The 19,939-nt window shown below is 47.9% G+C and carries 16 protein-coding genes; 8 read left to right on the top strand and 8 right to left on the bottom strand.

The genetic code is table 11. The annotated features are described in order from the left end of the window. Positions 1–52: 52 nt before the first annotated feature. From JGK22_RS17500 to rsmI, 5 genes are all read right to left on the bottom strand, one after another. Positions 53–1,066, bottom strand: a complete 1,014-nt coding sequence (locus JGK22_RS17500) for an aromatic ring-hydroxylating dioxygenase subunit alpha (RefSeq protein ID WP_293182066.1) — start codon at positions 1,064–1,066, stop codon at positions 53–55. A gap of 293 nt (positions 1,067–1,359) precedes the next feature. Then, positions 1,360–1,722 carry a hydroxyisourate hydrolase gene (gene uraH, locus JGK22_RS17495; RefSeq protein WP_293182068.1) on the bottom strand — a complete coding sequence of 121 codons (363 nt, stop codon included), beginning with the start codon at positions 1,720–1,722 and terminating at the stop codon, positions 1,360–1,362. 53 nt (positions 1,723–1,775) lie between these two features. After that, on the bottom strand, positions 1,776–2,936 hold the full coding sequence (hpxO, locus tag JGK22_RS17490; protein WP_293313298.1) for an FAD-dependent urate hydroxylase HpxO: 1,161 nt from the start codon (positions 2,934–2,936) through the stop codon (positions 1,776–1,778). 173 nt (positions 2,937–3,109) lie between these two features. After that, positions 3,110–4,330 carry a glycosyltransferase gene (locus JGK22_RS17485; protein ID WP_293191541.1) on the bottom strand — a complete coding sequence of 407 codons (1,221 nt, stop codon included), beginning with the start codon at positions 4,328–4,330 and terminating at the stop codon, positions 3,110–3,112. Positions 4,331–4,414: 84 nt separating this feature from the next. Then, a complete protein-coding gene (rsmI, locus tag JGK22_RS17480; protein WP_293198390.1) occupies positions 4,415–5,296 on the bottom strand; it encodes a 16S rRNA (cytidine(1402)-2'-O)-methyltransferase in 882 nt (293 codons plus the stop codon). 99 nt (positions 5,297–5,395) lie between these two features. Here rsmI and JGK22_RS17475 point away from each other — a divergent pair, with 99 nt between their 5' ends. Together JGK22_RS17475 and JGK22_RS17470 are read left to right on the top strand one after the other, a co-directional pair. Continuing rightward, positions 5,396–6,259, top strand: coding sequence for a sugar kinase (locus tag JGK22_RS17475; protein WP_293191547.1), 864 nt, complete (start codon positions 5,396–5,398; stop codon positions 6,257–6,259). 245 nt (positions 6,260–6,504) lie between these two features. Continuing rightward, on the top strand, positions 6,505–7,635 hold the full coding sequence (locus JGK22_RS17470; protein WP_293191549.1) for a cupin-like domain-containing protein: 1,131 nt from the start codon (positions 6,505–6,507) through the stop codon (positions 7,633–7,635). 801 nt (positions 7,636–8,436) lie between these two features. Here JGK22_RS17470 and JGK22_RS17465 read toward each other — a convergent pair. The 3 genes from JGK22_RS17465 to JGK22_RS17455 all read right to left on the bottom strand — a co-directional run bounded on the left by JGK22_RS17465 (position 8,437) and on the right by JGK22_RS17455 (position 10,862). Continuing rightward, complete coding sequence (locus JGK22_RS17465) at positions 8,437–8,880, bottom strand: retroviral-like aspartic protease family protein (protein ID WP_293191551.1); 444 nt, start codon at positions 8,878–8,880, stop codon at positions 8,437–8,439. A 377-nt stretch (positions 8,881–9,257) separates the two neighbouring features. Further along, on the bottom strand, positions 9,258–10,541 hold the full coding sequence (locus JGK22_RS17460) for a sugar ABC transporter substrate-binding protein (RefSeq protein WP_293313296.1): 1,284 nt from the start codon (positions 10,539–10,541) through the stop codon (positions 9,258–9,260). A gap of 24 nt (positions 10,542–10,565) precedes the next feature. Further along, on the bottom strand, positions 10,566–10,862 hold the full coding sequence (locus JGK22_RS17455) for a hypothetical protein (protein WP_293182084.1): 297 nt from the start codon (positions 10,860–10,862) through the stop codon (positions 10,566–10,568). Between the two features lie 70 nt (positions 10,863–10,932). Between JGK22_RS17455 and pilM the strand changes: the two genes are divergently transcribed. The 6 genes from pilM (at position 10,933) to JGK22_RS17425 (ending at position 19,691) form a co-directional block, all read left to right on the top strand. Next, positions 10,933–12,027, top strand: a complete 1,095-nt coding sequence (gene pilM / locus JGK22_RS17450; protein ID WP_293182086.1) for a type IV pilus assembly protein PilM — start codon at positions 10,933–10,935, stop codon at positions 12,025–12,027. A gap of 458 nt (positions 12,028–12,485) precedes the next feature. Continuing rightward, complete coding sequence (locus JGK22_RS17445; RefSeq protein ID WP_293313294.1) at positions 12,486–13,403, top strand: PilN domain-containing protein; 918 nt, start codon at positions 12,486–12,488, stop codon at positions 13,401–13,403. Beyond that, positions 13,400–14,200, top strand: a complete 801-nt coding sequence (locus JGK22_RS17440; RefSeq protein ID WP_293182090.1) for a pilus assembly protein PilO — start codon at positions 13,400–13,402, stop codon at positions 14,198–14,200. The genes JGK22_RS17445 and JGK22_RS17440 overlap by 4 nt, the downstream gene beginning before the upstream one ends. Before the next feature lie 410 nt (positions 14,201–14,610). Next, complete coding sequence (locus tag JGK22_RS17435; RefSeq protein ID WP_293182092.1) at positions 14,611–17,061, top strand: type IV pilus secretin family protein; 2,451 nt, start codon at positions 14,611–14,613, stop codon at positions 17,059–17,061. Positions 17,062–18,104: 1,043 nt separating this feature from the next. Beyond that, positions 18,105–18,398, top strand: a complete 294-nt coding sequence (locus tag JGK22_RS17430; RefSeq protein ID WP_293148925.1) for an HU family DNA-binding protein — start codon at positions 18,105–18,107, stop codon at positions 18,396–18,398. A gap of 15 nt (positions 18,399–18,413) precedes the next feature. Continuing rightward, a complete protein-coding gene (locus JGK22_RS17425) occupies positions 18,414–19,691 on the top strand; it encodes a threonine-phosphate decarboxylase (RefSeq protein ID WP_293313292.1) in 1,278 nt (425 codons plus the stop codon). Positions 19,692–19,939 lie beyond the last annotated feature (248 nt).

The raw sequence follows: 19,939 nt of genomic DNA, 5'->3' as shown, positions 1-19,939 counted from the left end.
CTGTCAACTGTCAACTGTCAACTGTCAACTGTCAACTGTCAACTGTCAACTGTCAACTGACTTTAGTTTGTTCGACTTCGCCGTGGGCTTTTAGAAGTGCAGCAATTTTGTGGCGGATGATGATTCCCGGCTTATCTGTCAGCATATGTTGCTCTTGGGCGATGTCGAGCGGTACGTCCCAATCTGTTGTTTCTAAAATCCGCTTGTCTTCTAAAGTAACAGCGCGATCGAAGGCAATAATATCGCTGGTTTTTGCCTCATTTTCGGTATCGTTCCGGAGGCAAAACTGCACCATTTGAGAAGTCGCATCGTCAATCGGAGTCATGGTATTGACGATGATGTGAACGAGTCCGTTTGGGTAAGCAATCCGCAGCTTGACGGTAAACGGTAGAAACCAAATTCCGTCTATTGTCCGCACGGTTTCAGCTTGCTCTATGTTTAAGTTTTGCTGTTGTTCGGCGGGATTAGCGACACCCAAAACACTTCGGTAATGCAGTTCCCATTCTGTTTCTGTAAACTCCATCACATCGGGCGTGAGATGCTCTTCGCTGCCGAAAGTTGCGGTATGTACAAAAGTAGGATGAGCCATATCTAATTCGTTTTCCATCACCCGCAATCCCGCACAATTCCAAGGTTCGTAAAATTCGTGAATTTGGCGGTAGTTGGGGTCTGCTGCTTCGGGAATATTGGGAATCTCGGCGATTGGTTCGTCCAAACAAACCCAAACGTATCCGTAGCGATCGCAAGCCTGATAAGATTTTACTTTGTAGTTGCCAGAAATCGAGCCGTTTGGCTGTTGTGGAACACTGACACAAGTTCCTGACGAGTTGAATGTCCAGCCGTGGTAAGCACAGGAAATGTTGCCGCTGACAACTTTTCCCAGGGAAAGTTTAGCAGTGCGGTGACAGCAGCGGTCTTCTACTGCTGCGGGTTGGCCTTCAGAATCGAGCCAAAGTGCGATCGGCTGACCTAACAATACAAAAGGTTTTGGTTCGCCTGACAATTCGGCGACGGGAATAACGGGATACCAGAAGCGTTTGAAAACAGGTTGTTTTGTGACTAACATGGTTTTTTTAATTTTAAATTAATTATTTGACATCTCCCCTCTTTAGTTAAAGCATGGTGCGTCGCTCCAACAATTTTGGATATTTACAAATATATAGCCTTTCTCAGATAGATGAGGTACAGTTGACAAATTGGTAATTGGTAATTGGTAATAGCTTGAGAGGGTACCTCACTTTCTTGAGAACTGCTATGGGCGATGCACCCTACCGCGATAAACACTGCGCCCTCAACTGTCAACTGTCAACTGTCAACTGTCAACTGTCAACTGTCAACTGTCAACTGTCAACTGTTTAATCAACTACCGCGATAGGTGCTGTACGACCAAGGCGAAACTAACAGCGGTACGTGATAGTGTGAGCTTGGGTCGGCGATGCCGAACTGAATTGGAACGCTGTTTAAAAAAGGCGGATCGGGCAAATTTTCGGCGGACTGCGCGAAGTATTCGCCAACAGCAAAGACTAATTCATAAATTCCCGGTTTGAACTCGTTTTCTGATAGTAGCGGAGCAGCGGTGCGGCCGTCAGCATTAGTTGTTACAGTTTTTAGCAGGATTTTGGCGCCGGAGTTGGGGTCAATTGATTGCAGGGCGATCGACATATTTGCCGCCGGACAGCCGCGGGCTGTGTCGAGAACGTGAGTAGTAAGTTTGCCTGACATTATTGTAAGGTTAAATGCTAATTTTTGATTGATTTTCCCGCTAGAAGATTGTGCTAGTGTAGGGGCCCTGCCATGATGACTTTGGCGATCGCATCTGTGACATCACTTGGCTGTTCCTTAGCCAGTTGTTCGTACCAAAGTTGTGTCACCTGCGGATCTTTGCCGTGAATTTGTTCGGCACGCTGGCGCGCTTTTTCGACAACTGCATTCGCCCGCTGCTTGCGCTCAGTTTCGTAGCGTTTGAGCGCGTATTCTACGCCTAAATTCGTAGTCGAAAGGTAGTTGCTGAGTACGAGTCCATCTTCCATGGCTTGACAGCCTCCCTGGCCCAAATCCGGGCAGGTAGCGTGGGCGGAATCTCCCAGCAAAGCAACTCTACCGCGAACGTAGGAGTCGATCGGGCCTACGTCGTGAATTTCCGGGCGGGCGACTGTATTGGGATCTAATCTTTCTATCAACAATTGCACTGGTTCGGCCCAACCTGCAAAATGTTCTTTAAGTTCGGCTTTGTAATTGTCGGGATTGGCGGGAGTTCCTGTGGGTAACGGAACATCAAAGAAAAAGTAAAAGCGATCGCCCGCTACGGGCATTAATGAGGCGCGCTTGCAGTCACCGACATAAATCGCCCAAGTATTTGGCGGCGCTAGTGCTTCATCCGCCGCTACTAGCCCGTTCCAATTGATATAACCGCCGTATTTCGGCTGTACTTCGCGGCCCAATACATAGGTTCGCAAAATTGAGCGAACGCCGTCAGCAGCCACTAACAAATCGCCGCGCGCTTTGTCTCCGTTCTCAAAAATTGCAGTTACTCCGGTTGCATCTTCTTCCACGGCAATACATTTGCGATCGAGCTTGACTTCTCCCTTAAAAGCTGCTAATAACATTTGTTGTAAGTCGCGGCGCGCCACCGGATAAGGACGCTGACCGACTTGTTGAATTAGTGGCATTAAATCGATGTCATTTAGCAGTTGACCGATTTTGGTGCGGTATTCCATGCGCTCCATTTTTCCGCCAATTTGCGCCATCTTTTCGCCTAAACCAAGGCGGTTGAGAACTTTGACGCCGTTCGACCACATGGAGATACCAGCGCCTGCTGGACGCAGTTCTTTTACGCGATCGTAAATTGCAACTTCATAACCTGCTTGTTGGAGGGCGATACCCGCAGTTAAGCCGCCAATTCCGGCACCGATAATGACAACTTTTAAGTCGTGCATTCTGTGTTTCTCCTGCTGAGTGACATCCTAATACTATTTTAGATTTTAGATTTTAGATTTTAGATTTTAGATTTTAGTATCAAGAATTACATCTTAAGTCGGTGAGTCAGATTTAATTTACTCGATTATCATCAAACAAACCCAACTGACGCACCCTACATATTAATTGGGAATTAGCCTAAAAACTTGGTTAATTCACCAAGATTTTGCCCGATCGCATTTGTCCCGCGAATGTGAGATAGCGGAGAACCTCCGTACAAAAAACTATCCAAGCTGACTTGATAATTTTGCTGCACGGCCAAATCCAGCCACAAATTCTTAAATCCCGCTCCCGTTTTGTAGTCGGGAATGTTATGCTGGTAGTAGGGAAAACTGTCAAGGCAAGTATTAAAAAAGTTCTTGCGACCGCAATGCTTTAAATACTGATATCGCGGTTTGAATTCAGTTTGATTTTGCAATACTGTATGAATCGTATCCGCTAAGGATTCCGCGTCAAATTTGGAATAAAGACCCGCACCTTCCGGGAAAACGGGCGAGTTTCCTCGGGCGTATTGGTTGAATTCTTCAAAACAAATTACTGGTACGTTGCAACTCATGGCTTCGGTAATTCCCCGGTTTTTGCCTTCGAGAAGGGAACCCAGGACGAATGCTTGTGCCCGCGAATAATAGTTAGGGATTTCTTGATAGTAGTCAACTCGCGGCAGTAAGTTGATGTAGTCGGAGGTATTTCCTAAAATTGTTTCAACTTCGTGCAATTCTTTTAATGCGTTCTCGTCGAGAGTTTTCAAGTTATTAACATCAAAGTCGTGACCGCTGACAACTGTTAATTTTATGAGTTTTTGCGGATACTTTTGCCGATAAATTTTTAAGGCTTTGGCAATCATCGGCAAGTTCTTTTCTTCGGAAAATCGGGCGACGGCGAGGAGGTCGATGTCTTTGGCGGGGACGTTGCGAGGGGAAATTAAGTATTCGTTGATGAAGTCGGTGTCTTGCAGTGGTATGATTGGTTTGTTGGCGCGATCGGGATATGTTTCGCGAAACCACTTGGCTCGCTGCGGATTTTTGTATAAACTGGAGTAAGCGTCGGCTACGGGTGCCCAGGAGTAGGACGTTCCGGGGGAATAGGTGAAGGAATGAAATACTGAGGAAAGTTGGGGAAAGAGTTTGTTTATCAGTTCGACTCCTTCGCTGAAGTAAATCCCTTTGATGAATTTTCCTTCGTAAAACAGCGGGGGAAGCAAGACGTAGAAACTGACTGTATCGAAGCGGTGGGGTTGGTCTTCAAATATCTCCCAGCTAAAGGCGTCTAAGTCTGCATAGATTTCGGCGATTGGTTTGTTGATGTGGGGGTTGCGTAAATAGGGTTTTTGGCGATCGTAGTTTCCGCGTACCATAGAATTTATTAGTGTGATTATTTAGCTTTTTTTATTTAACCGCAGAGGGCGCAGAGGGCGCAGAGAAGGAGAAGAGAGAGTTATTCACAAGTCTTCTAAAGGTTGTTCTGGTGATTCGTTGTCGCCAATTGTGAGGGCTAGTTGGTAGATTTGGCGGCGGGGGAGGGATGTTTGTTGCGCGAGTTGGCGGCTGGCTTGGGAACGACTTACACCTTCTGCAATTAATGTTTGCAATTCGGCTTTGATGGCGTCTTCTGAGAAAATTGGTGCGTTTGTTTGGATACCGGCAATCACTAGGGTGAATTCTCCTTGGGGTTCGCGTGTGGTGTAAAGTTCGATCGCACTTTCCATACTACCGCGCCAAAATTCTTCGTGCATTTTCGTCAACTCCCGCGCCAGTACAATCTGTCTGTCGCTTCCCAAGGTGTTTGCTAAATCTTGTAAAGTTTGCCGCAATCGGTGCGGAGATTCGTATAAGATAATAGTGCGCGATTCTATTTGCAAACTTTCTAAACTCCGCTGGCGTTCTTGACCTTTGGTGGGTAAAAATCCTTCAAACACAAATCTGTCTGTAGGTAATCCCGATGCACTTATCCCAACTATACAAGCGCTCGGGCCGGGAATCGGAATAATGTTAATATTAGCATCGGCGCAGGCTTTGACTAATTCGTATCCGGGGTCGGAAATTCCCGGCATTCCGGCGTCGGTGACGAGGGCGATACTTTTTCCTAACAGCAGTTTATCGATTAATTCCGGGAGTCGCTGGTGTTGGTTATGTTCGTGATAGCTGATTTGGGGCGTTTTTATTTGAAAGTGGTGTAAAAGTTTGCCCGTGTGGCGCGTGTCTTCGGCGGCGATGAAGTCTGCTGTTTGCAAAATTCGGATGGCGCGATATGTCATATCTTCGAGATTGCCGATCGGCGTTCCGACAATGTACAGTGTTCCTGTATTGGGATTTGGCTGCATTTTGATGTTTTTTATTTTTAACCGCAGATATAACACGGGCGGGACGCCCATGCCACAGATTTAAGAACCAATATCACAAGAAAAAATATCAGACAGATTATGAAGACTGGATTGTTTTTGGGATTGGCGACTTTGGATTTAATTTATTTAGCCTCCAAGCCTCCGGGGGAAAATCAGAAAGTTGTTGCTGTTGATTCTACCATTGCTGCGGGCGGGCCGGCGACAAATGCTGCGGTGGCTTTTAGCGGTTTGGGGAATGCGGCGGTGTTGGCGGGAGTTTTCGGTACTCACGCGATCGCCCAATTAATCCGTGCAGACTTAGCAGAGTACAATGTCAGGATAATGGATTTGCAGCCAGGGCGATCGCACTCTCCGCCAGTCTCTTCGATTATCGTAACTCAAGCAACGGGCGATCGGGCAGTAATCTCAGTGAATGCTACTAAATCCCAGGTTGACAGCCAAGCAATTAACCGAGATATTTTAACATCAGTTAATATCATACTGTTTGACGGACATCAAATCCCAGCCAGCCAAGAAATTGCTCAACTCGCCCAATCAAAAAACATTCCAATCGTCCTCGATGGCGGCAGTTGGAAACCCGGATTAGAAAAAATATTGCCCTTCGTTGAATGGGCTGTGTGTTCGGATAACTTTCACCCGCCAGACTGTCACAATTCCGAACAAGTCTTTGCTTATCTCTCAGCAGCCGGAATACCCAACATTGCCATCACACGCGGCGAAAAACCAATCCAATACTTGTGCAAAGGCAGTTTTGGTAGTGTAGAAGTGCCCCAAATACAAGCCGCAGACACATTAGGCGCCGGCGACATCTTTCACGGCGCTTTCTGTCACTACATTTTACAAAAAAACTTTACAAACGCCCTAAGCGCCGCAGCGAAGACAGCTTCCGATTCCTGCAAATATTTCGGAACCCGCCAATGGATAAAAAATCTGCAACCTTAACTTAAAATTAACAAAAAAATCCGGACAAAAGCGATCGCACCCAGAAAACTCAAACAGCCAACACTCATTAAGCTAAAATAGTGATAGCAACCCTCTCTCTCTTTATTAGCGCCCGTGGAACAGGCGTCTCGCCTGTTTATTATCGCAGATTATAAAACAACTCATTCACAAATCCAACCAGATTGCTATATTAGTTAAGCAACTTCAAGCAAAACAAAACCACCCCAAAACAAAACACTCCAATCATGCCTGACACCCAACCCCTAACCATCACACTTCCCCCTTTGCGGATTACCCTAACCGAAGAACAACAGGTTAATCTAGAATGGCTGACACAAAACTTGCCCAATCTACTCGCAGCAGCGCCAAGCAAACCCGAAGTCCCCGACAATCTGAAACAGTGGGTGGCGGCTAACAAATTATTAAATCAACCAGATGCAGACATCATTCAAGGCCTAATAAATACAGGCATTGATGCCGAAATAGCAACCGCAGAAGTTACAGCCATATCCTCTCATCCGTACTTCCAAGCAGGCAGCCATTACGTACAGTTATTGCAGAAACTGGAATCGCAACTAACCATCAACAATCAATTAGCAGCCCTCTCTTCCAAGTTTGGCACAATCGAACGGAAAAGCAGTCTTTCTAGAGAGTATTTTCTCGAAAATTACTACGCAAAAAACACTCCGGTAATTATTACCAACATCATGCACAACTGGAAAGCCTTACAGTTGTGGACGCCAGAGTATTTGCAGGAAAAATACGGCGATGCAGAGGTGGAAATTCAAGCCAACCGCAATTCTGACCCGGATTACGAAATTAAGATACACAACCACAAAAAAACCGTTCAGTTCCGCGAATATATAGATATGGTCGTCAACGGCGGCCCTAGCAACGACTGCTACATGGTTGCTAACAACCAAACTCTGGAAAGAGAGGAATTTAAACCGCTATTCAACGACTTTGAAATTTTCCCAGAATATCTGACTCCCGACGATACCAAAGGCAGAATTTTCTTTTGGTTTGGCCCGAAAGGTACAATTACACCGCTACACCACGACCCGGTTAACTTAGTTTTAGCACAGGTATCGGGACGCAAATTAATTAAGTTGATTTGTCCGCAGCAAACACCTCTACTTTACAATCATGTCGGAGTTTTCAGCAAGGTTGACGGCGAAAATCCTGACTACGAAAAGTATCCGCTTTACAGAGAGGCGAAAATCATTGAGGTGATTTTGGAACCGGGAGAAGTTATTTTTATTCCTGTGGGTTGGTGGCATCACGTAAAATCCCTGGATGTGAGTATTTCGGTTTCGTTTACTAATTTTGTGTTTCCCAATTATTACGAATGGAAATATCCTCATATTAATTGGTAGTCGGTTGGGGCTCGCTTCACAAAAACCATTCCAAAATTCTGTAGATACTGTCTTGACAAGTCAAGAGGGGCGATTGCATAATTGATGTCGAAAGGCTTTTGGGACTTGAAAACCCCAAAAGCTAAATGCACCAACTAAAGTCTTCTCTTCATCCCTTGGGCTTGCCTTGACAACTAGAATAACTTCTAGCCCTACTTATTCAGCCGATACCATTGTCCTCCATTCAAATCTCTATTCTCTCTCTGTGTCCTCTGTGTTCTCTGCGGTTAAATTATTCCCATACAACTCGAAACGATAATATTACTTTTACTAAAGAAGGACTAAAGTCCTCACTACGAACCTAGGATAATAGTTTTAATGCCGATATTGACCTATATATATGGCGGCACGGATTTCCATTATTTAATGATATGTCAAGTTGCAAAAAAAAGCAAGAGGCGAACTAAAAAAAAAGTTGCCCCAGCTTTAATAAAAAACTACCTTTGATTCCAAGCCGCCGCCGCATCAGTGACAGCTTCCTCTACTGGTTTTTCACCTAACATTGCCGCTTGCAAATTGTCATAACCTGCATTCAGATCTCTATTCTCTCCCTCTGTGTCCTCTGTGTTCTCTGTGGTTAAATTATTCCCATACAACTCGAAACGATAATATTAGTTTTCATAAAATAGTAGGGTGCATCAGCCACTTCTGATTCCCCACCTGAAAATTAGGGCCCTCGCTGACGAACGCTACAATATTGCTGAATTGAGAAAAACGATCGCACTTGTCAACGCACAACCGTCTCAAAAATGGGGGTTAGCGCTACAAAATCGTTAAATAGGTTTCAGTCGGACTGATGGGTAAAGGTTTCAAGATTTGATTTTGCAAGTCTATTTCCAATCCCAATGATTCTAAAGGTATGACACCCAAAAGTGCATCATTACCTCCCGGTAACTCCAAGCACTCGAAAGTGCCTTCCCGGTCAAACATTGATATTTTAGCATCTTGAAAAATGCGGGCTTTGCCAATACCCATTGCTGTTGCTACGTCTACTTCTTTGAGGAGTTTTAGTCCCAGTTTGGCGATCGCCTCTTTTGGCAGACACAAGGTAGTAGCCCCTGTGTCCACCAATACGTTTTTGAGGACGATCGACCGAATTTGGTCTTCTAGAATCGTCCCATCTTCTGCCCGAATTTGGTCGGCTCGATTAACGATTGTCAGAGTGGCAAAAACTTTTCCCATTGGATTGCTGTTTTTAATTTGCATAGTTGCCTCCTGCGGTAGCGTCGGAGTTATTACCTAGTTTAATTATAACTTATATGCAGGAGCGATCGCACGGGTTTCTCGTGAGCAATCTATATCAAATCCGATACCATCGTCTTGCATTCAGATCTCTATTCTCTCTCTCTGTGTCCTCTGTGTTCTCTGCGGTTAAATCACCTGACCATACAACCGGAAACGATAATATTAGTTGTACTAAAGAAGGACTAAAGTCCTCACTACGAACCTAGGATGATAATTTTAATGCTGATATTTACTTATATATATGGCGACACGGATTTCCATTATTTAATGATATGTCAAGTTGCAAAAAAAAGCAAGGGGCGAACTAAAAAAAAAGTTGCCCCAGCTTTAATAAAAAACTACCTTTGATTCCAAGCCGCCGCCGCATCAGTGACAGCTTGCTCTACTGGTTTTTCGCCTAACATTGCTGCTTGCAAATTGTCATAAATTGCCTTTTGCAACTTCTTAACATCCTTGAGAGGCGGAATCAACAACTCGGCTTTGTCCAACCCAGAAGCGCTGATAATCCTAGCTCGATCGCTCGAAGCAGCATCGGCAGGAACGCTCTTAAAATAACCGTCCTGCAAAGTCTCAATCGTGGAAGGCAAAACATTAGCAGCCTTCGCAAAAGCTAACTGATTTTGAGAATTAGTTACGTACAAAGCAAACTTGACAGCATCATCAGGCCGCTTGCTATCGCGAGGGATAACTAAATTCATTACTGCCACAGTTTTCTTGCCAGTTTCTCCGGTAATTTGAGGCGCAGCAGTTGAAACAGCACCAATACTCGGAGCATTCTCGGCGATCGCCTTTAAAAACTGAGGCCCGGAACCCAACAAAGCAGTTTCTCCAGCTTGATAAAGCTCGATCGCCCTGCGGTGTCCCTGCACCAAAACATCCTGCGGTAACAGCCCGCCCTTGTACAAATCAACCCAATACTGAAAAACAGCTTTGCCCTTAGCTGTATTAAAAGCAGCCTTACCTTGAGCGTCCACCAAAGGCACACCCATCTGCACGAAAGATTGCAACACTTCCGCCGAATCCTCCGGTACAAAAGTCGCAAAAAAAGCAAACTTACCAGTTTTCTCTTTTACCTGTTTTGCAACAGTTGCCAACTCGGCATAGGTAGCCGGAGGCTTGGTAATTCCAGCTTTTTTAAACAAATCCGTATTGTAAATAGTTACCGGAGTTGTAAGATACCAAGGAATGCCAAAAGTCTTGCCGTCGAGTACACTAGCTTTCCAGATATTTGGCAGATAGCTCGATCGCACTTGCTGCGAAATCCGCGAGTCCAAATCCAGCCAAGCATTGCGTCCCGCCAACAGCGAAGCAAAATCAGGATTCAGGTTCACCACATCCGGCGCAGTTTTCGCCGACACAGCCCCCAAAATCTTGCTTTCCATCGCCGACCAAGGCACGTCCACCCAGCGCACCTTCACTCCCGGATTTTCGGCTTCAAAACCGGCGATCGTCTTGTTGAAATACTCAGTAAACTGAGGTTGCAGTTGCATAGTCCAAAACTCGATCGCGTCCGCATTCTTGGCCTGGGAATTAACAGCCGGCTTGCTGCAACTTACCACCGCAGCCAGCAGCAGCCCCACCAGCCCAAACACAGCGAACAGTTGCCAAGATTTACGTTTCATAGAAATAAATTTTGAGATTCAAGGTTAGCTAAGGAGAAAACAAGCATCGCCCTCCCAAAGCCCTCCTGGGCTCAAGCGCCAGAGTTTTGTGTGCGGGCCCGGGAGGGAGAGAGTCGGTTTTGCTGCATAACCGGCAGGTTTTCGGTCGATCGAGTTTAAATTTGTTGACATTCGCAACAGAATAGCTATTGTCAAGTAAATTGGATAGCATAAAATCGAAACTGGCGATCGCGCCACAAAGACTGTGCAGCGCAGAATCAGGCGGGATACCGAGATCGCAGCGATCGCAGTATCGGCGGGAGTTGGAAACCAATCTTCCAACAGCCAACGGCCCAATCAGGCTGGCAAGCGTACAACATAAAAAAATACCAATTACCGACGACCCAATCCTATGGTTAACTTTTTCAAAGGTCTACTTTCCCCACGCCAGCCTGGAATCGGGATCGAAATAGCCCCAGATCGCATCAACATCATTCAGATCGAAAAGAAAGCTCAGGCATTAAAATTGGGTCTCCTAGCCTCAATGGAAGTACCAGAAGACATCATACAAGAAGGGCAAATAGTCGATCCGCCGGGAATGGCAGAACTAATACGCACCCTGATGGCTGAAAACAAAATCAAAGCCAAGAAAGTAGCCACCGCCATTCCCGGCCGCGAAGCCGTGATCAGGCTAATTCCAGTTCCCGCAGAGCTCAACGAAGAAGAACTCCGGGATTACATGAACGCAGAAGCAGGGCTGTACTTGCCGTTTCCCAGAGAAGACGCCGACGTAGACTATCAAAAAATAGGCCTATTTGTAGATGACGACGGCGTAGAAAAAGTGCAAGTCGTATTAGTTGCAACCCGCAGAGAAGTTACCGATACATACATCGAAACCTTCAAAGAAGCCGGACTGGATATAGACGTGTTAGAAGTAACCAGCTTTGCTCTGATCCGCACCCTCAAAGACCAACTGCAACAATTTTCCTCCCAAGAAGCAGCAGTCCTCACCGACATAGAATTTGACAGTACCGAGTTAGCTATAGTAGTGGACGGCATACCGCAATTTAACCGTACTATCCCGATCGGCACCTACCAAATCCAGACCGCCCTCAACCAAGCCATGAACCTGCCTCCCACCAGAGACACCAGCGAACTGCAAGGCATGACCCTACCAGTCACAGACACAATGGGCGCATCGGGAGACACCAATCCCGGCACCAATGCGATGATTAAAGTATTGGGAGAACTAGCAGACGAACTGCGCCGTTCAGTAGACTTTTACCTCAACCAGAGCGAAGAACTCGAAGTAGCGCAACTGTTGCTAGCAGGGCCAGGAGCTGCGATCGGCAAACTTGACGAATTTTTCATGCAAAGATTAAGCTTGCCGGCATCTCAAGTAGACCCAATCGAAACCCTAGGACTCGAAATCAGCGAAGAAATTAGCCCAGAACAGCGAGCAGGCTTAGGAGTAGCCTTAGGTTTAGGACTCAGGGAGGTAATGTGACCTAAGAGTTTTAGATAATAGAAAAACAGATTTGAGAATTTTAGGAAAAAGCTTCTTCCGCAAAAAGAAGCCCCCTGATACAGAAGGTAGAATATTGGAGGTAAAAGGTAAAAGGTAAAAGGTAGAATATCGGAGGTAGAAGCAACCACTTCCTTCAGTAGAAGGCAGAAAGTTGTTTCTTTCTTCCCTAAATAAATCCTTCACTTATACCGGCAATCTGGCGCTCTGTCTAAAATCTAAAATTTCAAATTAAAATCTATAGCAACAGCCAAGACGGTTGGGACGTTCTTAATTGCTCAAACCATGCGGCAGATTGCACCTTCCACAGGATTTCCTCCTTCTTCCTTCTTCCTTCTTTTTACCTTGAGCCAAGCCTTTCATGCCTTCTTCCTTCTTCCTTCTTCCTTCTTCCTTCTTCCTTCTTCCTTCTTCCTTCTGCTATAAAATCCAGTGAAGCCATGTACAGCCTAGATATTAATTTTCTCAACGATCGCCCCGACTACAAACCAGTCACAGCAGCCAAAAGCTCAGCTAGAAGAAGTTCCGGGGGAGCCAAAGACCAACTGCCCCTAATTGGGGCGGGGCTGTTTGCCTTGGGTCTCAATGCCGCCGTCATGGGCGCCTGGTGGTGGGCGACCAGCCAAAATAGCAGCTTGGCTACAGAACAAGCAAACATCGAACAAGAACTGGCAAGGTTAAGCACTCAAGCCAACGCCATCAAAGCCATCAACGCCGAAACCGACAAAGTTACCGCCGAATACAAAGCATTAGCCGGAGTATTCGACCAAATTAAACCTTGGTCGGCGATGCTGCAAGACCTGAGTACCCGCACTCCCGCCGGACTGCAAATTGCCAAAATCGAGCAAATCGACCCCAGTCCCGCCCCCGTTGCAGCAGCACCCCCTCCCCCCGCGGCAACTCCCGCCGCATCCCCCGGCGCGAGTCCATCCCCCGGCGCGAGTCCATCCCCAGCCAGCCCCACCCCGGTGGCTGCTCCTATCCCAGTCGCCCCGCCACAGGCGGCAAAAGTACAAATTTCAGGGATAGCCAGTACCTTTGCTCAAGTTAACGACTTTATGCTTCTAGTCCAGCGCTCTCCTTTCTTCCTCAACACCGATACCAAACTGGTAGCGGCCACATTAAAAAGCAACCCCACGCAATTACAAGTGCGGAACCCAAACGCAGCAGCAGCAGAACTTCCCAAACTGCGGCCGGTGGTGGAATATAAAATTGAAACAACGCTCAGCCCGACTGGCGCCTCCGAGTTGCTCCCCGAGCTGCGGAGCAAGCAAGCAGACGGGCTAGCAATACGGATAGAAACACTTCAAGAAAAAGGAGTGCTAGAACCAGAAAAAACAGAGGTGAAAAAACCATGACAGCAGAGTTTATTCCCAGCGGGGCACAAGCAGAAGAAGCAGGGACTCAGGAAATATTTGGCATTAAGCTGACACCCCAAGTCCAAGCAATAGGCATCGCGGTTCTCGGCCTCGGAATAGCCGGCTACGTCGGCTCCCAGTTCGTACTCCCGGAATTCCAAAAAAGCGACGAAATTAAACAAAAAATTGCCGCCAGCAAGAAAACGCAAGTCGAATTGCAAACTCTAATTCTCAAAAAGTCAGAAGCACAAGCAAAGCAAGAAGAAGCCAAACAGCGCCGGGCCAACGTGACGGCAATGTTTGCTAGCGACGCAGGATCTAACACGCTGCTGCTTGACATGAACCAACTGGTTAATCGCATCAACGCCGGCGTGCAAGGGGACGACCTCAAGGCTAAAATTACCAAATTTGAGCCGGATGTCCCGCCAGCAGGAGCACCAGCACCCGTGCCGGGAGCTCCCGACCCTGATATTCTCAGCGATACGTCCTTCGGGCCGTCCCTGGCTGGCAAGCTCAGACGCAAAAAATATAAGGTAGAGTTTGAAGGCAGTTTCGCTCAAACCCGCAATTTCATGCGTAACTTGGAGTTGATGCAGTCGCTGTTGGTAGTGAGGAATTTGAAATCTGAATTGCTAACATCAACTCAGTCTATGCAAATAGATTTTTTGAAGGGAAGAATAGTCCCTGTGGAGCAGCCACAAACTAAAATTAAAACGGCTTTTGACTTGCACGCGCTGCTGCCGTTAAAGCAAGAAGAAAAACTGCCAACTCCGGCTCCAAGTCCTGCTGCTAAGTAGCCGTATTATTGCTGATATTAGCTCTTTTTTGAAAGTTGCTTTTTCAGCAGGAGGTAGAAGATAGAACGCCAAAATATGAATGCCGCGAACAAAAATATATGGCAATCTAAAATTAGGCTTTTTGCCGAATTCATTCTAACTTCTTCCTTCAAACACAGGCTCGAATCGAGAAGATATAGCCTTCGTTTCAGTAAGATGATGTGCCCATAGGGCTCCGTGGGCATCGGCCTTCCCAGGGCATGGGGCATTGGGCATTGGACATTAGTAGGCCCTCACCAATAACCAATAACTAATAACCAATAACCTATGCCCCATGCCCCATGCCCCATGCCCCATGCCCCATGCCCCATGCCCCATGCCCCATGCCCCATGCCCCATGCCCATAAATAATAAAGTGTAGAGGAGAGAACGTGAAACAGCATCTACGGTTAAGTGGAGGACTCTTGAGCAGCGTTGCCGGAGTTATGCTCGCCCAAGCGCCAGTCTCGGCAGCGCCGACTAAAGTCACAGGAGTGCAAGTAAGTCAAGCTAATAATGGCGTAAATATTGTCCTAGCTACCGAAAAGGGCGATCGCCCGCAAGTTTTTGGCATCAACAGCGGCAATACCTACCAAGCCACGATTACCAACACCCAGCTCCGCCTGCGCCAAGGCAACAGCTTCCGGCAAGATAACCCAGCTCCGGGCATTTCCTCAGTAGAAATCACCCAGCTAGAAGCTAACAGCATCCGCGTTGTAGTGGCAGGAACCAACGGAATTCCCAACGGACAATTTGTGCCCGGACAAGGCCAAAGCATCGTCCTCAGCGTTGCCGGACAGGGCGGAACGGCGCAGTCTGCCCCAGCAACACAGGCTGCATTGCCCTCGCTAAACCAAGCCCAAAATGTACCTCCGCCACCTCCAGGACTGCCGCTGAGCCCAACAACTTCCCGGCCGGCCCCCGTCCGCACGTCGCAAACCCCGGGCGTGATGCTGCAAAATCCCGAAGTTACTATTACTAGGAACGATCGCCCGCCCCTCCCCAGCGAAATACAATCTCAGAACAATCAAGCTCCGTCTTTCCAGCCGCGGGCTGTAGCGCCGCCCTTGGGAGATATCGCGGTATCTAACATCGCGCCGGCTGGGGCAAGTATTGAACTGAGTTCCGCAGAACGCATCCCCCGTTTGGTGCTGCGCGATGCCCCAGTCCGCGACGTTTTAGCTCTGCTGGCCAGGGCTGCGGGATTGAACATTGCTTTTACAGGCGGCGGGGCCCCCGGCCAACCAGGCCAAGCCGCTCCGGCGGCCGCACCGGGAGCAGCAGGAGCATCTGATGAAGGGCCGAAGATTTCTTTGGACATCGAAAATGAGTCGGTGCAAGATGTTTTTAACTACGTGCTGCGGATCAGCGGGCTGCAAGCCAACCGCGTCGGGCGCACGATTTTTGTCGGTTCTAATTTGCCTCTAGACTCGCGCAATATTATCGTTCGGACGCTGCGACTCAATCAAGTCAGATCTACGGATGCAGCTAACTTTTTGAGCGCTCAAGGTGCAGAAACTCAACTCCCGATTACTCGGGTGACTATTCAAACCGTGGGCCAGGGAAATACGGCGCGGGATGTGGAAATTCGGGAACCGGACATTAAGGCGATCGGCGCCAAGGATGGCAACGGGCCGCTCTTGCTGAGGGGACTGTCGGTGCTGGCGGATGCGAGGCTCAATTCCATCACTTTGGTGGGCGACCCCCGCAAAGTTGATGTTGCGGTAGCTTTCTTGACTCAGCTAGATTTGCGCCGCCGTCAAGTGGCTGTCAACGTCAAGGTGATCGATGTCAACTTGCTGGGAAACAACAGAAGTAGCAGCAGTTTCTCTTTCGGAATTAATAACAATTTCTTTGTCAATCAGGACGGAGTAGCAAGTCTCAATTTTGGTGGCTTGCGGCCGGCTACAGTCGGTGATGTCAACAATCCCAACAATCGATCGACTCCGCCGATCGTCCCCAACCCCATAGGAGCCGTGGAGCCTATCTACGATCAGAGGGGCAATTTAATCAACGTGCCTCTAACAGGGACTCCTACCTACGATCGGAATGGCAATTTAATCAACGTACCTAACAGTGGCGGGGTGTTCCTCCGCCCGACAGCAATTACTGGTAACCCCGGACGAGTTGGGGTTGAAACTTACGAGCCTGGCCCGGGTGGCAGTGCGACTTTCGCCCTGTTCCCGCTGTTGCAATATCCGAGGAGGTTCCTGTCGGCGTTGCAGGCAACTATTGAAACCCGGAATGCCAAAATCCTCACCGATCCAACTCTGGTGGTTCAAGAAGGAGAAACGGCGAATGTGAATATTACTGATGAGATAATTACTAACATCACTCAGCAAACGCAGACCACGGGAAATACAAGTACCACAACCACGACGGCAGTGAAAGATAAGGCCGGTTTGCAGTTGGGGGTGGCGATCGATCGGGTTGACGATAATGGCTTTGTTTCTTTGCGGGTGAACCCGATTATCAGGACACCGGGCTCCACTCGAGATCTGGCCACGGGCGCGAACACCAATCAGATAACGCTGCTGGGCGAGCGATCGTTGCAATCGGGGCTAATTCGCCTGCGGGACGGTCAAACTTTGATTGTTTCGGGGATTATCCGCGACGAAGAACGGATTACAGCAAACAAGATTCCGATTTTGGGAGATTTGCCGATTATCGGTTCGCTGTTCAGGAGCACCACTAAGGATAACCAGCGGGCAGAGTTGATTGTATTGCTGACTCCCCAGATTTTGGATGATAGCGATCGATCGAACTTTGGCTACCAAAACAACATCAGTCCCGACGCCCGCCAACTGTTGCAGCGCAGTCAACCCGTCCAGCCCAGACAGTAGGCATGGGGCATCGGGCATCGGGCATCGGGCAAAGAGGGCATCGGGATGAAGGAAGAGGTGTCAACTTAAGGTCAAAAGTCGTGCCGGTCTGCTGTCTGACGATTTGCCGAGTCTAGATCCCCCCTAACCCCCCTTAACAAGGGGGGGACAAGAGCGTCGTCCAACTCCCCCGACTATCCGGGAGAGAAGAGCGTCGTCCAACTCCCCCGACTATCCGGGAGAGAAGAGCGTCGTCCAAGTCCCCCGACTATCCGGGGAGAGGGACAGGATTCTTCTCAAAGTCAACCCCTACTCCCCTTCTTAAGGGGGATTTAGGGGGATCGAGACTCGGCTATAAACGAGAGATACAAACGACTATCCGGGGAGAGGGACAGGATTCTTCTCAAAGTCAACCCCTACTCCCCTTCTTAAGGGGGATTTAGGGGGATCGGGCCTCGGCTATAAACGAGAGATAGAGATACAAAGGTTTTTAGGCGATTGGTGACACGAATGGGAAGAGAGAAGAGGTTCGAGGAAAAGAAATATTTCTTTTCCCCTTGACAATTCAGACTTTATTCCTTTTAATTCACCTTCTTTCTCTCAGAAGCAATCAGGAATCAGGAAAAAAAGTTTTGTTTAACCCTTGACAAATGACATTTTATTCCTGCTATTTTTACTTATTTTCAAATTTCAAATCCACGGAGGCAAGAAATCTTCTCTCCAAAGAGGTATTTTTTTACCTAAATTTAGGTATTAATTCTAAAAATTGTCCGAATCCATATAAATTAAAGGTTCCACCGATCCATAAGGGTCGGCAAGACTTTAGAATAATGCAGTGAAAATTAGATGCTGTCGGGTTTTCAGCAACTAAAAACAAAAATTCCTTTTCTGACCAATTACCCTAGGGTAATTAGTATTCAGCAGGAGTTCTTAATTGGGGAAGCGGGCTGGAGTAATAGGGGATAACCCAAACGCTCTCAACCCAAACTCCAATACAGTTACAACTCACAGCTAATAGTTGAACTCTGTTTAACGTATTTTGCAAATCCCAGAAGGAGTTCTGAATGAACAAAGGTGAATTGGTTGATGTAGTGGCCGAAAATGCTAGTGTCACGAAAAAACAGGCAGATGCCGTTTTGAGTGCAGCCTTGGAAGCAATCATGAAAGCTGTCTCCGACGGCGACAAGGTGACATTGGTCGGTTTTGGCTCGTTTGAGTCGCGGGAACGCAAGGCCCGGGAGGGTCGCAATCCCAAAACTGGCGACAAGATGGAAATCCCGGCAACTAAAGTTCCTGCATTTTCCGCAGGTAAGTTGTTTAAGGACAGAGTTGCACCGCCGAAAGAACCCAAAATTTAATTGGTGAACTGAGTCTTGATTAGACCTGTACACGGTGGGAATTTAGCTTGGGCAGCCGCATTGGCTGGCTGCCCTCCCTCTGCTATTCTCGATTTTTCTGCCAGTATCAGTCCTTTGGGCCCTCCTGAGTCTGCCCTGGCTGCGATTCAAGCTCATTTGAGCAGTCTCACGGCTTACCCAGACCCGGATTATGGAGAGCTCCGGACTGCTTTGGGTGAGGCATTGAATGTTGATCCGGATTGGATTTTGCCGGGGAATGGATCGGCGGAATTGTTGACTTGGGCGGCTTGGGATTTGTCGAAGCTGGAGGCGACTTATTTGGTGACTCCGGCTTTTGGCGATTACTGGCGAGCTCTTTCGGCTTTCGGCGCGCAGGTGCTCGATTGTCCTTTGGATCTCACATCTTGCACCATTGTCAAGAACGGGCAAGATGCCCATTCCACAAGGGATGAATTTTCTTGTGGAACAGGCATCTTGCCTGTTCCCAAACAAGTAATTGAGAATGGTGGAACATCTGGGTTGGATCTCAAATCGTTGGATGCTGGAACCGGAAACGGATTGGTAAGCGATGATTTATCGGTTTCTAACGGTTCCCTTGTCTCTCCTTCTTTCCCTCTCCCGGTTCCTCTTGCTCTCGGCGCCGATCGAGCTTTGTTGCTAAACAACCCTCACAATCCTACGGGTTTGCTCTTCGGTAGGGAGGCGATTCGGCCTTATTTGGAGCAGTTGGGTATGGTGGTGGTGGATGAGGCCTTTATGGACTTTCTACCGCCAGCAGAGCAGCAAAGTTCGATCGCTCTAGTTGAGGAATTTCCGAATTTGGTGATTTTACGATCGCTCACCAAATTCTATTCTCTGCCGGGACTGCGGATGGGATGTGCGATCGCCCATCCCGACATCCTGCGCCGCTGGCAGTTGCTGCGCGATCCTTGGCCTGTGAATGCCTTGGCTGCGGCGGCGGCTGCTGCTATGGTGCGAGATACCGCTTTTGAGCGGCAAACTTGGGATTGGCTGCCCGTGGCTCGGCGAGAGCTGTTTGAGGGTTTGGCTGATTTACCCGGTTTGCGGCCAATGGCTGGGGCGGCTAATTTCTTGTTAGTTGAGTCGTCGGTGTCGGTGGCTGCAATTCAAAAAAGTCTGTTGCAACAACACCGGATTTTGATTCGGGATTGTTTGAGTTTTCCTGAGTTGGGCGATCGATTTTTCCGAGTCGCCGTGCGCGATCGGGCGGACAATCTGCGACTGATTGCTGGACTTGCCGATGTGATTAGGAATGGCAATTTAATAACTTAATCGACTTGCTTGTTACCAGGCTCTGCCTCCTTTTACTTCCCAGAGTATAGGAGAGAGGACTGTAGGAGCTGTTTAAATTATTAAATTTTCGTTCCTTAGCTGTTAACTCGGAAATTCATCTCACGTCATAATCTTTGATTTTGGCGTGAAATGAATGCCAGAAGAGCGGGCGAATGGAATTCGCGCCTATACAGACAAAACCCGCCTCCGCGGGTTGAAGAGTGGGCCGTTGAAATTACGTTGTTTTC

The organism is Microcoleus sp. PH2017_08_TRC_O_A (assembly GCF_020738665.1).
Classification (GTDB): Bacteria; Cyanobacteriota; Cyanobacteriia; order Cyanobacteriales; family Microcoleaceae; genus Microcoleus.
This window is presented reverse-complemented; position numbering and strand designations above follow the sequence as displayed.

What these genes read in the sequence shown, in the direction of transcription:
- JGK22_RS17500 (WP_293182066.1), bottom strand. Translation starts at nt 1,066, where the DNA reads ATGTTAGTCACAAAACAACCTGTTTTCAAACGCTTCTGGTATCCCGTT.
- rsmI (WP_293198390.1), bottom strand. Translation starts at nt 5,296, where the DNA reads ATGCAGCCAAATCCCAATACAGGAACACTGTACATTGTCGGAACGCCG.
- uraH (WP_293182068.1), bottom strand. Translation starts at nt 1,722, where the DNA reads ATGTCAGGCAAACTTACTACTCACGTTCTCGACACAGCCCGCGGCTGT.
- JGK22_RS17465 (WP_293191551.1), bottom strand. Translation starts at nt 8,880, where the DNA reads ATGCAAATTAAAAACAGCAATCCAATGGGAAAAGTTTTTGCCACTCTG.
- hpxO (WP_293313298.1), bottom strand. Translation starts at nt 2,936, where the DNA reads ATGCACGACTTAAAAGTTGTCATTATCGGTGCCGGAATTGGCGGCTTA.
- JGK22_RS17445 (WP_293313294.1), top strand. Translation starts at nt 12,486, where the DNA reads ATGTACAGCCTAGATATTAATTTTCTCAACGATCGCCCCGACTACAAA.
- JGK22_RS17470 (WP_293191549.1), top strand. Translation starts at nt 6,505, where the DNA reads ATGCCTGACACCCAACCCCTAACCATCACACTTCCCCCTTTGCGGATT.
- JGK22_RS17430 (WP_293148925.1), top strand. Translation starts at nt 18,105, where the DNA reads ATGAACAAAGGTGAATTGGTTGATGTAGTGGCCGAAAATGCTAGTGTC.
- JGK22_RS17460 (WP_293313296.1), bottom strand. Translation starts at nt 10,541, where the DNA reads ATGAAACGTAAATCTTGGCAACTGTTCGCTGTGTTTGGGCTGGTGGGG.
- JGK22_RS17475 (WP_293191547.1), top strand. Translation starts at nt 5,396, where the DNA reads ATGAAGACTGGATTGTTTTTGGGATTGGCGACTTTGGATTTAATTTAT.
- JGK22_RS17485 (WP_293191541.1), bottom strand. Translation starts at nt 4,330, where the DNA reads ATGGTACGCGGAAACTACGATCGCCAAAAACCCTATTTACGCAACCCC.
- pilM (WP_293182086.1), top strand. Translation starts at nt 10,933, where the DNA reads ATGGTTAACTTTTTCAAAGGTCTACTTTCCCCACGCCAGCCTGGAATC.
- JGK22_RS17440 (WP_293182090.1), top strand. Translation starts at nt 13,400, where the DNA reads ATGACAGCAGAGTTTATTCCCAGCGGGGCACAAGCAGAAGAAGCAGGG.